The organism is Pararhodobacter zhoushanensis (assembly GCF_003990445.1).
GTDB classification, from domain to species: Bacteria; Pseudomonadota; Alphaproteobacteria; order Rhodobacterales; family Rhodobacteraceae; genus Pararhodobacter; species Pararhodobacter zhoushanensis.
In genome coordinates this window covers 37,587-52,052 of sequence record NZ_REEZ01000011.1, presented here as the reverse complement: position 1 = coordinate 52,052, position 14,466 = coordinate 37,587, and the positions used below count along the sequence as shown (strand labels likewise).

The following is a 14,466-nucleotide window of genomic DNA, read 5'->3' as shown; positions in this document are numbered from 1 at the left end:
CTTCCCTCAGCGATATCCATGGTGTAGCGTCCGGCGCATTGAACAAGGCGCGTTTGGACATGACCGAGAACCATCATTTCCTGGTTCAGCAAGTCGGCAAGGGGGACAAGGAAGCCCTTGCTGCGCTGTATCGCGCCTATGAGCGGCCGGTTTACAAGTTTATCGTCTCGCGATTGAACGATCCGCACGAAGCATCCGACATACTCCACGAAGTCTTCATGGACATCTGGCGGGTTGCCGCCAGCTTCGAGGGGAGAAGCCAAGTGCGAACCTGGATATTCGGAATTGCCTATCGCAAGGTCATCGACGTGCACCGCAAGCGTGCGCGCGTCACCGTGACCGACGAAGTGCCCGAAACCGGCGACGTGGCCGAGGCCGCTGACGCCGGCTATGCCGCGCGACAAGAGGCCGAGCATCTGCGTGTCTGCATGGGCACGCTGAAAGACGAGCACCGCAGCGCCATTTCGCTGGCGTTCTACGAGGACATGACCTGCGCCGAGATCGCCGAGATCGCAGGCGTGCCCGAGGGCACCATCAAGTCACGCCTGCACCACGCCAAGAAACTGCTGCTGCATTGCCTGTCGGGCCGCATCAAAGGGAGGGCCGTGGCATGACCCGTTCCCCCGAAGAGATCGCGCTGGACCTGCCCTTCCTGATCAACGGCACGCTGTCGGAAGCCGACAAGGCCGAGATCGAGTCGCTGATGGCCGAGGATGCGCTGCTCGCCGCCGAGCATGACGCGCTGGCCGCCATCCGCAGCGAAATGCAGGCCGAAGAGATCCGCAGCCCCGGCGCGTTCGGTCTGGCCCGGCTGATGCGTGATGTGGGCCGCGAGAGCGAGGCAACGGTCCCGACCCGCGCCCCCTCGCGCAGCTGGATGTGGCAGGCGGTGGCGGCGGTGGCCGTCGTCGGCCTGCTGGCGCAGACCTTCTATCAGCGCGATACCGGCGAGAGCGAGACGCGCTATGCCCTGGCCAGTGCAGATATGCCCGGTGCGCTGGTGGTCAGCTTTGCCCCCGATGCAACCGAAGAAACGATCCGCATGCTGCTGGTCGGGCAGGATCTGGAAATCGTCGCCGGTCCTTCGGCGCTGGGCCTTTACCGGCTGGATGTCGTCGATGGCGGTGACCTGACGGCAGCGGCAGCCGCGCTGCGCCGCGCCCCTCAGATTGTGGAGAGTGTGGAGAATGTCGAACCGTGACAGCGCCCGACGGGGCCGACCTTCACTGACCGCGCTCGTCTCGGTGGTGCTGATGCTGATGGCAAACGCCTCGGCCGTGCGCGCACAAATCTCCGAGTATCCGCCGACCGGGTATGAGGTTGAGGATCACTTCCTTGGCGGCGAACCCGTTGGCGGCCATAGCAGCCGCCCGATCCGCGTGCAGCGCACCGAGGGCGCACGCTATGAGTGGATCGTGATCGGCCCGCAATCCGAAGCGGCGGCCGTGCTGCGCGCGATCGAAGAGAGCGGCGGCCGGGTGATCCGCTCCAGCGAGCTGGACGCCTTGGGTCAGACGCAGCACATTGCGATCTTCCCCAGTCAGGATGCCTATGACCGCACGGTCGCGGCCTTGCGCGCTTTGGCACCGCAATCCTCGATGGCGCTGCACCATATCTTTGGTTTTGCGCAATCCACCGGCAACCCGCGGATCTATGCGCCGACTCTGATCGGCGACGCCGCGCCGGGGCGATGCCGGGTCTCGGGCTCGGTCACCATCGGCATGATCGACGGCCCGGTGAACCCCGATCACCCGGCGCTGTCCGGTGCATCGGTACGCTATGAAACGCTGGTCGACAGCCACAACATCCCGCAGGCGGACCATGGCACGGCTGTCGCCGTGCTGATGGTCGGTCAGGATCCCTCCGGGCTGTTGTCCGGCTTCGCGCAGGGTGCCCGGCTGGATGCGGTGTCGGTCTTTGCCAGCCGCGACGGCACCGAAGAGGCCAATGTCGAGCGTATCGTCACCGCCATCGACCATCTGGTCGGGCGCGGGGTGCAGCTGATCAACCTGTCGCTGGCGGGCCCGCAGAATGAAGCGCTGGGGCGCGCCATCACCGCTGCGGCGGCGCATGGCGCGATCCTGATCGCCGCCTCGGGCAACGAGCGCCGCCCGGTCGTCGCCTGGCCCGCCGCCGCGCCCGAAGTCATCGCCGTCACCGCCATCGACGCGGCACGGCGGCGCTTTCGTATGGCAAACACCGGGGCAGAACTGGAATTCGCCGCCCCCGGCGTGGATGTCTACGCGGCCCGCACCCGCGGTGCAGGCTATGTCAGCGGAACCTCCTTTGCCGCGCCGATCGTGACCGCCCTGGCCGCCCGCCATATGGCACAGGGCGCAGGATCGGCAGAGGCCGTGCGCGCGGCGCTGCGTGGCTCGGTCGAAACGCTGGGCCCCGGCACGCGCAACACCGATTTCGGCTACGGACTGGTGCGCTCGGGCGGCTGCTGATCGCCACGGTGGCCAGATGAACAGGGGCCGTTGCCCCCATTAGCCTGACCACCTCCCCCCCAAGGATCTATGCGGAGCAACGAGGGGCATTAACCCTTCGTTAACCGCATTTTCTGTCCCTAAATATCCTCCAGGAGGGTTCGGGAGGATGGAAAATCCTCCCGAGCGGGTGCGGGTGGCAACCCGCGCGGGGCGCGGCCCCCTCGATGGGGGCCGCGCCCCGCCCCTCGCCCGCCGTTTTCTTTGAACCCTCCGCCACTCCTGCGCGACACATACGCACGATGCGACCGCACCCCGCGTGCAGTCCCTGGTTTGTCCGGCTCGGTTCTCCCTCGTTCCCAGCCAGCCTTGGATCTCGCAGCGTGTCTTGTCCCAAACCTTGCCCCGGAGTTCGCTCCGGGGCCTTTTTCTGTCCGCTTTTCACGACCGACGAGAAAATCCCCTCTCGCGTGATTTTTCTTTGAACCGGCCGTCCCGCTCACACGACCTACGGGCATCTGATCGGCATTGAGCGACCAGAGCCTGTGCCTGTTTCCTCCAATACCCGGGCGTGTTTATCCGGCTTTCAGTACCAAATCCTGTTCCAGACCTTTGCACGATCCGACGCCTCGAAGCCCTGCTTCGGGGCGTCATTTTTATCTGCGAAAGAACGCCCGCGCCGAGCCGGGCATTGCGGCGCGTTCATCGTTCCCCACCCGACCATTGCAGCGTGACAAAGTTCCACCCGCCGTGACCGCCCGCGAACGTCTGTTCGCGGCGCGCCCGGTCCCGCATTGCCGCTGCCCGTTGCCTGAGACCCGCCAATGCACTAGCGTCGCGGCAACTTCAGAGGGAGGCATTCATGACCCAGAGCTTTGGCTTCGACACCCTGCAAATCCACGCCGGCGCGCGGCCCGATCCGGCCACCGGCGCGCGGCAGGTGCCGATTTACCAGACCACCGCCTATGTATTCCGCGATGCGGATCACGCCGCGGCACTGTTTAACCTGCAAGAGGTCGGCTACATCTATTCGCGCCTGACCAACCCGACCGTTGCCGCTCTGGGCGAGCGTCTGGCGGCGCTGGAAGGCGGCGCGGGGGCTGTGTGCACTTCGTCGGGCCATGCCGCGCAGCTGATGGCGCTCTATCCGCTGATGGGACCGGGCAAGAACATCGTCTCCTCGACCCGTCTCTACGGCGGCACGATCACCCAGTTCACGCAGGTGTTCAAACGCTTCGGCTGGTCGACCAATTTCGTCGACACCGACGATCTGGCCGCTGTCGAAGCCGCGATTGACGAGAACACGCGCGCCATCTTCTGCGAGACCATCGCCAACCCCGGCGGCTATGTCACCGACATCCCGGCGCTGGCCGCGATTGCCGACAAGCACGGCATCCCGCTGGTCGTCGACAACACCACTGCCACGCCCTACCTGTGTAACCCCATCGCCATGGGGGCGACGCTGGTCGTGCATTCGACCACCAAATACCTGACCGGCAACGGCACGGTCACCGGCGGCGCGATCATCGATTCGGGCAAATTCGACTGGTCGCAGAACGACAAGTTCCCCTCACTCAGCGCGCCCGAGCCCGCCTATCACGGCCTCAAGTTCCATGAGACCTTCGGCTCGCTGGCCTATACGTTCTTCTCCATCGCCATCGGCCTGCGCGATCTGGGCATGACGATGAACCCGCAAGCCGCGCATTACACGCTGATGGGCGTGGAAACGCTGAGCCTGCGCATGGAAAAGCACGTGGCCAACGCCGGCAAGGTCGCCGCCTGGCTTGAAAAGCACCCGGCGGTCGAGGCTGTAACCTATCCGGGTCTCGACTCATCGCCCTACAAGGCCCGCGCCGAGCGCCTGCTGCCCAAAGGGGCCGGAGCGCTGTTCACCATCGCGCTCAAGGGTGGCTATGACGCCTGCGTCAAGCTGGTCGATTCGCTGGAATTGTTCAGCCATGTCGCCAACCTTGGCGATGCGCGCAGTCTGGTCATCCACTCGGCCAGCACCACGCACCGCCAGCTGACGCCCGAGCAGCAGGTCGCCGCCGGGGCCGCGCCGAATGTGGTCCGTTTGTCCATCGGCATCGAGAACCCCGAGGATATCATTGCCGATCTGGAACAGGCGCTGGCCAAAGCCTCTGCCTGATCACAGACTGGTACAAAATGTGGCCCGGCAGCATCACTGCCGGGCTTTTTGTATTCATCGGCGGAATCCTGCTATAGGAAAAGTTGAGCACGAGTCGGTGACTCGGCTCATCCCTAAAGGCTGTGATAAACGCGCCGTATGAAACCGAATTTTGCCCTGAAGCTGTCGAACGACAGCGCCGAGCTGTTGCATCGTGTCCCCGGTGGTTGGTCGCCGGTCGGCTCGGTTTCCTTTGACAGCGATGACATCGCCGCCGGCTGCGCGGCCCTGGTCGCCGTGGCCGAGAAGATCGAGCCCGGAAACGTCCGCACCAAGCTGGTGATCCCGGATTCCGAGGTCCGCTACGAGGCCGTTTCGGCCCCCGGCCCGACGGATGAAGCACGGCGCTATCAGATCGAAGCCGAAATCGAACGGCTCACGCCCTACAAAGTCGATGAACTGGCTTACGATTGGTCGGTCGAGGACGACACTGCCCTTGTGGTGATCTGCGCCCGCGAGACCCTGATCGAAGCCGAGACATTTGCCGAAGGCTACGGGTTCAACCCCGTGGCCTTTGTCGCTCTGCCTGAGGGCGGACAGTTTCTGGGTGAGCCATTCTTTGGCGAAACCATGGTTGCCCCATCGCTTCTGCCCGCAGGCGCGCATGTGCAGCCCGATGCGGAAGCGATCCGGTTGCTGAAGCCCGCGCGCAAGCCCGAAGCCCCCGTTGCAGCCCCCAGCGCGCCGGTCGAGCCCGCGAAGGCTGCGCCAAAGTCGCCACCGGCCCCTGCGCCAACCGCGCCTGTGGCAAGCACCCAGCGCCCCGCCCCGGCCTCGCCGGCGACACCACCGGTCTCTGCGGCTAAAACCGCCGCGACGAAAGCCGAGGCACCAAAGCCCGATCCCGCAAAGCCCGCGCCCACCAGCGTTGATGCGCCAACGTCGCAAACCGCCCCGGCGGCACCGTCTGCCGCCCCAGCCACCCGCAGCAAACCCGATCTGAGCGCCGGTGTCGGCGAGGCTAAGTCCAAGGTCGGCAACCTCGTGCGCCGCATGGGCACCCGCCTGCGCCGCGAACAGGCCAAGGCAGAGCCCCCGGCAAATCCCTTCGGCAGCACAGCGCCCGCCAAGGATGCCGCCGCCGCCCCGCGCCCCGCACCAACGCTCACCCCGGCGCCGACCGTGCCGCCGGTTGCGGCGGTGAAAGCCCCGCCTCCCACGGCGCCGCGCCCGGTGCCCGACAGTGCCGATGCCGCACCCGTCGCCTTTGCCAGCCGCCGTGCGACGCCCGTTGTCACCACCAACACCCCGACGCCACCGCCCGCCACACCGCCGGGGGGCCGTCTGGCCGTGCTTGCAAGCAGCACCGCAACCCCCGGTCCTGCGCAACGCTTGTTGGGCAACGCGCGCACAGGCCTGCAGCAGGCCATGGCCCGGATCGGCACCAGCCGTAAAGCCGACGCTGCCACCGACAAGCCCGAGGCACCGGCAAGCCGCAGCGCCGCCTCCGCGCTGCCCGAACCGATCGTTCCCGCCTCGCGCCCACCCGCAAACGAACGCGACAAGGTGCGCGAAGCCGAAGCCATGACGATTTTCGGCGCGCGCGGCATGCAGCCCTCCGGCGCTGGCCTTGCCCAGCGCGGCCTAATGGCCGCCGGCGGCCTGTTGCTGCTGCTGGTCGCGGTGGCCGTCTGGGCGCTGTATTTCAACGGGTCGGACTCGACCTCGCAACTGGCCGGCGAACCGGCTGCCGTCACCACTGAACCGCTGCCCGGCATCGAAGCCCCAACGCAGGTCGCCACTGCCGACACCGGTGTGACCGCCCCGGCGGCACTGCCCGATACCGCCGCACCGGCCGAATCCGACAACGCGCTGCCCGACACCTCGGGGATGCCAGAGACGCCAGCGTCGACCGACCCGGCTGCCCTGTTGGAGTCGCTGGTTGCTGAGGCGCTGGACGAAACTCTGCCGACCGAAACGCTGGGGCAAGCGGTTGAGAACGCTTCGGAACCCGCAGCGATTGCCGCCACCGACAGCCCGCCGTCCGCCGACGCCACCAACGCACAGGGGTCGCCGCAGATCGCCGCCGAGCAAAGCTCGGACACCCCGCAGGTCGCCACCACAGCGACGCCGGTGCAACGCCTGTCCCTGCCGCGCGGGATCACCGTTCCGCCTGCGGCCGAGGTCGCCTTTGCCTCGCCGCCCCCGCCACCGCCCTTTGGTACGCAGTTCAACTTTGACGAGCGCGGCCTTGTCGAAGCGACGCCCGAAGGCGCGCTGACCCCGTCGGGTGTCACCGTGTTTGCAGGCCGACCTGACGCCGTGCCTGCCCCGCGCGACACCGTCATCGAGCCCGCCCCGGCAGCAGAAGCGGCTGCCGCCCCGGTGGCCACGCCAGAGCCCGCCACCGAGCCGGTCGCAGCCGCGATCGAGAGCGCCATTGCCGAAGCCGTTGACGCAGCGATCGACGAGATTACGCCGACCCCGGCAGAACCCGCCGCTGGCGCGCCCGCCACCGATGCCCCGGCGGCAGAAGCCCCCGGCGCCGAGGTCGTCTATGACGACACGCCCCGCGCCGACCCAGCGCTCGCCGACGCCCGCCCGCGTCCGCGCAGCGAGCGCGTCCGCGCTCTGGGCGCACAACAGGCACCGGAAACGCCTGCCGCCGACGACCAGACCCTGCTCGCCCCCCCCGCGCGGCCTGAGGCGACGACCGACACCGCTGCCCTTGCGCCCGCCGCCGCCGCGACGATCGAAACCGCGCAGGGCACCGCCCCTGAAGCCGCCACGCGCACCGAAACCGCCAGCGATGTCACCGCGCTGGATGCCGCGTCGCCTGGCGGCGTGACGCTGGCGGCCCTGCGCCCGCAGCGCCGCCCCACCGATCTGGTGCCCGAAGCCGCGCCTGAACCCCAGGTCGATCTGGCCGGGGCCACCGCCGAAGCCGTCGCGCAATCGCCCGTCCCCGGCGCGCGCCCCGATGACATCACCGAGCGCGCCCGCGCCCTGCTCGCCGCCGCTGCCGCTGCGCCGCGCGCCCCTGAGGTCGTCGAAACAGGCGCCGGTGAAACCGCCAGTTCGGCCCGTGATCCGGTCATCCCCAGCTCGGCTTCGGTCGCCCGACAGGCTACCGAAACTGATGCCATCCGCCTCAACCGCGTCAATCTGATCGGTGTGTTCGGCACGCCGCAAAGCCGCCGCGCGCTGGTGCGCATGTCCAACGGCCGCGTTGTCCGCGTTGCCGTCGGCGACCGGCTCGACGGCGGTCAGGTCGCCGCCATCGGTGAGGCCGAACTGCGCTACGTCAAGAACGGCCGCAACGAGATCCTGCGCATCGGCGGCTGATCTCGGCGCCGGGCACAGCCTCATCATCTGTCCGAAAATATCCTCGGGGGTGAATTCGGCTTTAGCCGAAGAGGGGGGCCGAGGCCCCCTGATCGCACTCAAAGCAACGCGCGCGGGCCTGCCCGCGCGCTCCGCCTGATCCCTCAGAGCGTCAGATCACCCGCACCGAGCCATCCGTCCACGACGCGCAGCGCCGCCTCCGAAAACGCCGGATCGTTGATATGCGCATCGAGTTCGATCAACGTCACATTCGCCGGGCAGTGGTCGCGCATGGCAGCCACAAAAGCTGCCAGTGCCTCGGGGTCGGACAGCGGCCCGCCCGCGCGGTCCCATTCGTTTCCGCCCTGTGTTGGCAGCAAAAATACCACCGGCCCCGTCGCCTCGGCCAGTTTTGCACAGAGCGCCTGCGCCATGGCCACCCGCTCCTCGGCCGTCATCACCACCGAGGTAATCAGCCGGTTATGCGCATGAACCGGGCGGTCCTGCAGCGCCGCCGGGAGTTCGTGCCAGCCGACCAGATCCACCAGATCATAGCAACCGATGGACACGATCTGCGGCACGCCTGCCTTGCCCGCCGCTGTCAGCCGGTCCGGCCCCGCGCTGATCGCCGAGCCGTGCAGATGGTTTCCAACCTCCTGCGGCGCGAAGTCCAGCACGGCGGCGAAAGCCCCTTCTGCCGCCAGCGCCTCGAACGCCCGTCCGCCCATACCGGTGGCATGGAACACCGCCACCTCGAACCCGCGCGCCTCAAGCGCCGGTTTCAGCGTCACCATATAGCGCAGCACCGTCTTGCCGAAGGATGTCATGCCGATCAACGGGCGGTCCCGGTTCGGCTTTTCCACCGCACGCGCCGCGCCCAGCACTGCCCCTGCCGCCTGTGACAGCGAGGCTTTGCAGACCGAGTTCAACCCGTAAAGCCCCCCCGCCCACAGGATCATCTGCACATCCGCCGCCAGTCGGTGCGGCGGGATCATCGGTGAGAAGCTGACGGTCGAGACGATGTATTTCGGCACGCCCAGCGGCAGCGCCGCGCACAGGTCCAGCGCCAGATCGGTGCCCATCGAGCCGCCTAGCACCACGACCCCGTCAAACACCCCTCCGGCGCAAAGCCGCGCCGCCAGCGCCGCCGATCCGCACGCCATGATCTGCATCGCGAGGTTCTCATCCTCGCCCGCGATCGCCTCGGCAATCGACGCGCCGCCCGCTTCGGCCACCTGATGCTTGCTGTAATCCACCGGCCCTGCAGGGTCGCCCAGCACCGAGACATCCATCGTCACGACGCCCCCGCCCTGCGCGCGGATCACCTCGGCGATATAGCCCAGCTCATCCTGTTTGGTGTCGTAGGTGCCAACGACGAGAATGGTACGATCAGCCATCATGTCCTCTCAGATATGCTTGTGCCAGCGGCAGCGCCGTCGCTACCGCGCGGGCCGAGCGTTCCGCCCCGCCCGGCTCGGACAGGCGCGGAATGATCCAGCCCAGATAGGTGAGCGCGCGCAACAGCAGCATCAGGTCCAGCACCCGCCCGTCAACCCGGCGGCGCGCGGCATAGCCGTCGATCAGCGCGGTGCGCAGGGCGGGATAGTCGGGCCGGTCCAGTTGCCGCATCAGCACCGTCGCCAGCTCGAAATCGCGAAAGCCCCAGCCGCCGTCGTCAAAGTCGATCAACACCAGCCGGTCGCCGTCGACCATGATATTCTCGGTGATCGCGTCGGCGTGGATCAACCCGTAGTCGAGCCCCCCTTCCAGAGCGGCAAGCGCCGCCATGGCCTTGGCCTGCGCCGCCAGCACGGTGTCGCGCTGTTCGCCGGTCAGATCGGGGTTCTCCCAGAACGGCCCCCAGAGCGGGGTTTTGCCCAACAGCCCAGCCCGGTCCCACTTGGGCCGAGAGAACCCCGGCGGCGGCGTCCAGGCGTCCGACAGATCATGCAGCCGGGCCAGCAACGCGCCCAGCTGGCGCATCAGGCCGGGCCGGTCGGTGATGCCCGGCATCCCGCCCTTTTCGCCCAGCATTCGCCCCGGCATCCAGCTGAGCACATCGACCGACGTGTCACCCACCCGTTCCACCAGCCGCCCGGCAAGCGAGGGGATGGGCCGTGGCACGGTCAGCCCGCCCTTGGCCAGCATCTCCATCCAGTGCAACTCGGACAGCAGCTCGGCCTCGGTGCGATAGCCGGGACGGTGCAGGCGCAACGCATACGCGCCGCCCTCCCCCTCGGCCCGCCACACGGAATTCTCGCGGGCGGCGACCAGCGAGACGCGGGACGGATCGAACCCCCACAAGGGGGCTGCGGTTTTGGCGATCCGGCTCATGCCAGCGGCGTCTCGGCCAGAACGCTGTCGAGCGTTTCGATCAACTGATCAGCGTTGGCGCGGCTGAAGGGCATGGGCGGGCGGATTTTCAGCACGTTGTAATGGATGCCCAGAAAGTTGAGCAACACGCCCTTTTGGCGCATACCATTCGACAGCTTTTTCACGAATGCGGTTGCCGGTTCCTTGGTCTGCCGGTCCAGCACCATTTCGGCGCCGAAGAACAGCCCCGCGCCGCGCACATCGCCGATGCATTCATGACGCGTGGCCAGTTCGCGCAGGCCCTCGCGCGCATAGGCGCCGACGTCGCGCGCGTTCTCTTGCAGGTTTTCGTCCTTGAGCACCTGAAGCGTCGCCATCGCGGCGGCGCAGCTGACGGGGTTGCCACCGAAGGTGTTGAAATAGCGAAAGCGCGAGCGGAAGGCTTGCATCGTGTCACGCGGGGCGACAACGGCGGCAACCGGGTGGCCGTTGGCCATGGGTTTGCCCATCGTCACGATGTCCGGCTTCAGCCCGATCTTCTGGTGCCCCCAGAAATGGGTTCCCACGCGGCCAAAGCCGGGCTGCACCTCATCGGCGATGATCACGCCGCCCGCCTTGCGCACGACCTCTTGCACCGGGTCCAGCCAGCCTTGCGGCAGGTCGGGGAAGCCCTCGTTCGCGAAATAGGGACACAGGATCAGCGACGAGAACCCGCAGCCGCGCGCCTCAAGCACCGCGATCTGCGCGGCCACCGCATCGGCAAAGGCCTGCGCGTGGGCCATGCCCGGCACGCCGCCCAAGGGGCGGTAGCTGTCAGGCGCAGGCACGAACGCGACCGAGTCCCAATAGCCGCCCGGCGGCGGGTTGGTCTGGCTGAGCTGATGCACGGCGGTGGTGTTGCCGTGATAGGTGTGATCGGTGGCGATCACCCCGGTCTTGCCGGTCAGCGCCTGCGCCATGCGCAGGGCGACGTCGTTGGCCTCGGACCCCGTGCAGCACAAGAGCGCGGTGTCAAAGGGATCATCAAAGGTCGCGGTCAGCGCCTCGACATAGTCCAGAATCCCCTCATGCAGATAGCGGGTGTGGGTGTTCAGCGTGCCCGCCTGCTGGCAGATGGCCTCGACCACGCGCGGGTGGCAATGGCCGACATGCGGGACGTTGTTGTAGCAATCGAGGTATTCGCGCCCGTCGGCGTCCCACAGTTTCACGCCCTGCCCGCGCACCAGATGCACGGGCTCTTCGTAAAAGACGGACATGTTGGGCCCGAGCAGCCGCTCGCGCCGTTGCATCAGGGTCTCGGTCACAGTTGAATCCATGCGGTCTTGAGGTTCACGTATTTATCCAGCGCATGCAGGGACTTGTCATGCCCGTTGCCGGATTGGCGATGGCCGCCCAAAGGCACGGTGTTATCCGCGCCGCCGTAGGTATTCACATGCACCACGCCCGCATTGATCGCGCCGACCATCCGGTGCGCACGGCTCAGGTTGCCGGTCCACACGGCCGAGGCAAGGCCATACTCGGTGCCATTGGCCATGCGCACGGCGTCTTCTTCGGTATCAAAAGGCGTCACCGCCAGCACCGGGCCGAAGACCTCTTCGCGCGACAGGGTCATGTCGGGGGTGACGTGATCAAAGACGGTAGGGGCGAAATAGCTGCCGCCGGTCTCGGACAAGATCCGCGCGCCGCCCGCCAGCAGCGCGCCGCCCTCTTCATGCGCCTTCTCGACAAAGCTCTGCACCCGCGCCAGCTGCATCTCGCTGGAAATCGCCCCGGCCTGCGTGCTCAGGTCCAGCGGGTTGCCGACCTTAATCTTGCGGGCCTCTTCGGCGACCATCGCGGCGAATTCCTCATGCACCGCGCGTTCGACCAGCAGACGCGAACCCGCGACGCAGACTTGCCCCGAGTTGCGGAAGATCCCCGCCGCGCTGACCTTGGCCGCCTGCCGCAGATCGGGCGCGTCGGCGAAGACCACGTTGGGGGATTTGCCGCCCAGCTCCAGATAGACCCGCTTGAGGTTCGAGCGCGCGCTGTACTCCAGCAGCCTGCGCCCGACGCCGCCCGAGCCGGTGAAGACCAGCACATCGACATCCGCGTGCAGGCCCAGCGCCTCGCCGGACACGGCGCCCATGCCGGTCACGACGTTCAGCACGCCGTCCGGCAGCCCGCATTCAGCACAGATTTCGGCCAGCCGCAGCAGGGTGAGCGAGGCAACCTCGGATGGTTTCAGCACCACCGAATTGCCCGCCGCCAGCGCCGGAGCGATCTTCCAGGCGCCGATCATCAGCGGAAAGTTCCACGGCACGATCGCCCCAACCACGCCGACCGGCTCGCGGTGCACCAGCCCCAGCACGTTGGGCGCGGTGGGGGCGATTTCACCGGCCACCTTGTCCAGCGCCTCGGCGTAGTAGCGGAAGGTTCCGGCAGCACTGCCCGGCTCAGCCTTGATCGCCATGGAAATCTCGGTGCCGTTGTCGCGCACACCCAGCACCGCCAGTGCCAGCGCCTCGCGCTCGATGGCGTCGGCGATGCGGTGCAGGACTTTCTTGCGCTCGGCGGGCGCGGCGCGGGACCACACACCGCTGTCAAACGTGGCGCGGGCCGAGGCCACGGCCAGATCCACATCCACCGCCGAGGCGTCCGCGATCTGCGTCAGCACCCGCCCGTCGATGGGAGAGGTGACAGGCAGCGTCGCGCCGCCGGTCGCCAGAACCGTCTTGCCGCCAATGAACAGGCCCTGCGGCCCCACCGGGGCCGCGGCCAGCGCGTCAATGCTGGACTGATCCATCTTTCTTTCCTTTCCAGTCACGCCACATCCCCCAGAGGTGCAGCGCCAGAACCACGCAGATCAGACAGAAGATGACCATCGCCACCGGCCTGTCGATCCACGAATAGAGTGAGCGAATACGGGGCAGCGAGGTGCGGAACTTGGCCTCCATGATGCCGCCCAGCACCATGCCCAGAATGATTGGCACAATCGGCAGGTTCAGCCGCTTGAGCACCACGCCCAGCAACCCGAAAACCGCCGCCAGCATGCAGTCAATCACCGAGTTGCGCAGCGAATAGATGCCGACAAAGCTGAGCGCCAGAATGATCATGCCCAGATAGCGGTTGGGGATCACCAGCACCTTGAGCAGCGGCTTGGTCGCGACCAGCAGGAACAGCAGCGCCAGCAGGTTCAAGAGCCCCAGACAGATATACAGCGCCATGACGAAATCCATGTGGTCGCGGAACAGGCCGGGACCGGGGATCACGTTGTGCACATAGAACACCGACAGCATCATCGCGGTGAGCGCCTCGCCGGGGATGCCCAGCGCCAGGAGCGGCACCATGGCGGCGGGCGGGACCGAATTGTTGGCGCTTTCCGAGGCAATCAACCCCTCGGGCGAACCCTTGCCGAACAGCTCGGGCCGTTTGGAGGTGCTGCGTGCATAGGTGTAGGACAGGAATTGCGAGGTGAACTCGCCCACCCCCGGAATGATCCCCATGATCGTGCCTGACAGCGCGCCTGCAGTGGCGATCCGCTTGTTCTTGAACACCTCCATCACCCCACGCCCGACATGGCCCGAGATGCTGGGCGCAGGGCCGGTGTCGTCCTTGCCGGTCAACAGAATGAACGCCTGCGACACGGCGAAGAGGCCCAGCACGACGACGATCAGATTGACGCCTTGGGTCAGGAACGACAGATCGAAGGTGAAGCGCTGGGTATAGTTGTTGGCTTCCATGCCGACGGTGTTCAGGAACAGCCCGAACATCAGCAGTGCCCCCGCCGCCAGCGATTGACCCCGGTGCGCGACGACGACCAGAATACAGCCCAACAGCGCGGCCAGAAAGATCTCGCGTGAGCCGAACATTGGCGCGACGCGGGCCAGCAAGGGTGAGAGCAGCACCAGTGCGATCACCGCAAACAGCCCGCCAAAGAAGGACGCGCCAAAGCTCAGGCCCAGCGCGCGCGGGGCTTGGCCCGCCTGCGTCATCGGATAGCCGTCATAGGTGGTCAGCGCGTTCACGGCGGTGCCGGGCGTGTTGATCAGGATCGACGGGATCGAACCGCCGAACATTGACGACCCGTAGATGCCCAAGAGCAGCGTCAGGCCGACGATCGGCTCCATGCCAAAGGTCGCAGGCAGCAGGATGGCGATCGCCACGGCGGGCCCGACACCGGGGATAGCGCCGATGATCACCCCGCCGATAGACCCCGCGATCAGCGCCGCGATCACCTGCCAGCTTGAGACGATGACCAGCGCGTCAAGGAATGCGTCCACGCTTGGACCC

10 protein-coding genes are annotated in these 14,466 nt (G+C 67.0%); 5 read left to right on the top strand and 5 right to left on the bottom strand.

The genetic code is table 11. The features are described 5' to 3' along the window. Window positions 1-59: 59 nt before the first annotated feature. From EAE28_RS18950 to EAE28_RS24380, 5 genes are all read left to right on the top strand, one after another. Window positions 60-614, top strand: coding sequence for an RNA polymerase sigma factor (locus EAE28_RS18950; protein ID WP_127109244.1), 555 nt, complete (start codon window positions 60-62; stop codon window positions 612-614). Beyond that, window positions 611-1,201: a hypothetical protein gene (locus EAE28_RS18945; RefSeq protein ID WP_127109242.1), complete on the top strand. Its 591-nt coding sequence runs from the start codon at window positions 611-613 to the stop codon at window positions 1,199-1,201. The genes EAE28_RS18950 and EAE28_RS18945 overlap by 4 nt, the downstream gene beginning before the upstream one ends. Then, complete coding sequence (locus EAE28_RS18940; protein WP_127109240.1) at window positions 1,188-2,450, top strand: S8 family serine peptidase; 1,263 nt, start codon at window positions 1,188-1,190, stop codon at window positions 2,448-2,450. The genes EAE28_RS18945 and EAE28_RS18940 overlap by 14 nt, the downstream gene beginning before the upstream one ends. 841 nt (window positions 2,451-3,291) lie before the next feature. Beyond that, complete coding sequence (locus EAE28_RS18935; RefSeq protein ID WP_127109238.1) at window positions 3,292-4,578, top strand: O-acetylhomoserine aminocarboxypropyltransferase/cysteine synthase family protein; 1,287 nt, start codon at window positions 3,292-3,294, stop codon at window positions 4,576-4,578. A gap of 138 nt (window positions 4,579-4,716) precedes the next feature. After that, window positions 4,717-7,902, top strand: a complete 3,186-nt coding sequence (locus EAE28_RS24380) for a hypothetical protein (protein ID WP_127109236.1) — start codon at window positions 4,717-4,719, stop codon at window positions 7,900-7,902. 143 nt (window positions 7,903-8,045) lie between these two features. On the opposite strand, the gene EAE28_RS18925 is transcribed toward EAE28_RS24380, so the two are convergent. The 5 genes from EAE28_RS18925 to EAE28_RS18905 are packed head-to-tail and all read right to left on the bottom strand — an operon-like array spanning window position 8,046 to window position 14,456. Beyond that, entirely contained in the window at window positions 8,046-9,281 is a 1,236-nt protein-coding gene (locus EAE28_RS18925; protein ID WP_127109234.1) for a Tm-1-like ATP-binding domain-containing protein, read from the bottom strand. Then, entirely contained in the window at window positions 9,271-10,215 is a 945-nt protein-coding gene (locus tag EAE28_RS18920) for a phosphotransferase enzyme family protein (protein ID WP_127109232.1), read from the bottom strand. The genes EAE28_RS18925 and EAE28_RS18920 overlap by 11 nt, the downstream gene beginning before the upstream one ends. Beyond that, window positions 10,212-11,498: an aspartate aminotransferase family protein gene (locus EAE28_RS18915; RefSeq protein ID WP_246022475.1), complete on the bottom strand. Its 1,287-nt coding sequence runs from the start codon at window positions 11,496-11,498 to the stop codon at window positions 10,212-10,214. The genes EAE28_RS18920 and EAE28_RS18915 overlap by 4 nt, the downstream gene beginning before the upstream one ends. Further along, window positions 11,495-12,979, bottom strand: coding sequence for an aldehyde dehydrogenase (locus tag EAE28_RS18910; RefSeq protein ID WP_127109228.1), 1,485 nt, complete (start codon window positions 12,977-12,979; stop codon window positions 11,495-11,497). The genes EAE28_RS18915 and EAE28_RS18910 overlap by 4 nt, the downstream gene beginning before the upstream one ends. Next, window positions 12,960-14,456, bottom strand: coding sequence for a tripartite tricarboxylate transporter permease (locus EAE28_RS18905; RefSeq protein ID WP_127109226.1), 1,497 nt, complete (start codon window positions 14,454-14,456; stop codon window positions 12,960-12,962). The genes EAE28_RS18910 and EAE28_RS18905 overlap by 20 nt, the downstream gene beginning before the upstream one ends. Window positions 14,457-14,466 lie beyond the last annotated feature (10 nt).

Excerpts from the sequence above, each read along its gene's own strand:
- EAE28_RS24380 (WP_127109236.1), top strand. The coding sequence starts at position 4,717 with ATGAAACCGAATTTTGCCCTGAAGCTGTCGAACGACAGCGCCGAGCTG.
- EAE28_RS18940 (WP_127109240.1), top strand. The coding sequence starts at position 1,188 with ATGTCGAACCGTGACAGCGCCCGACGGGGCCGACCTTCACTGACCGCG.
- EAE28_RS18935 (WP_127109238.1), top strand. The coding sequence starts at position 3,292 with ATGACCCAGAGCTTTGGCTTCGACACCCTGCAAATCCACGCCGGCGCG.
- EAE28_RS18920 (WP_127109232.1), bottom strand. The coding sequence starts at position 10,215 with ATGAGCCGGATCGCCAAAACCGCAGCCCCCTTGTGGGGGTTCGATCCG.
- EAE28_RS18910 (WP_127109228.1), bottom strand. The coding sequence starts at position 12,979 with ATGGATCAGTCCAGCATTGACGCGCTGGCCGCGGCCCCGGTGGGGCCG.
- EAE28_RS18925 (WP_127109234.1), bottom strand. The coding sequence starts at position 9,281 with ATGATGGCTGATCGTACCATTCTCGTCGTTGGCACCTACGACACCAAA.
- EAE28_RS18945 (WP_127109242.1), top strand. The coding sequence starts at position 611 with ATGACCCGTTCCCCCGAAGAGATCGCGCTGGACCTGCCCTTCCTGATC.
- EAE28_RS18950 (WP_127109244.1), top strand. The coding sequence starts at position 60 with ATGACCGAGAACCATCATTTCCTGGTTCAGCAAGTCGGCAAGGGGGAC.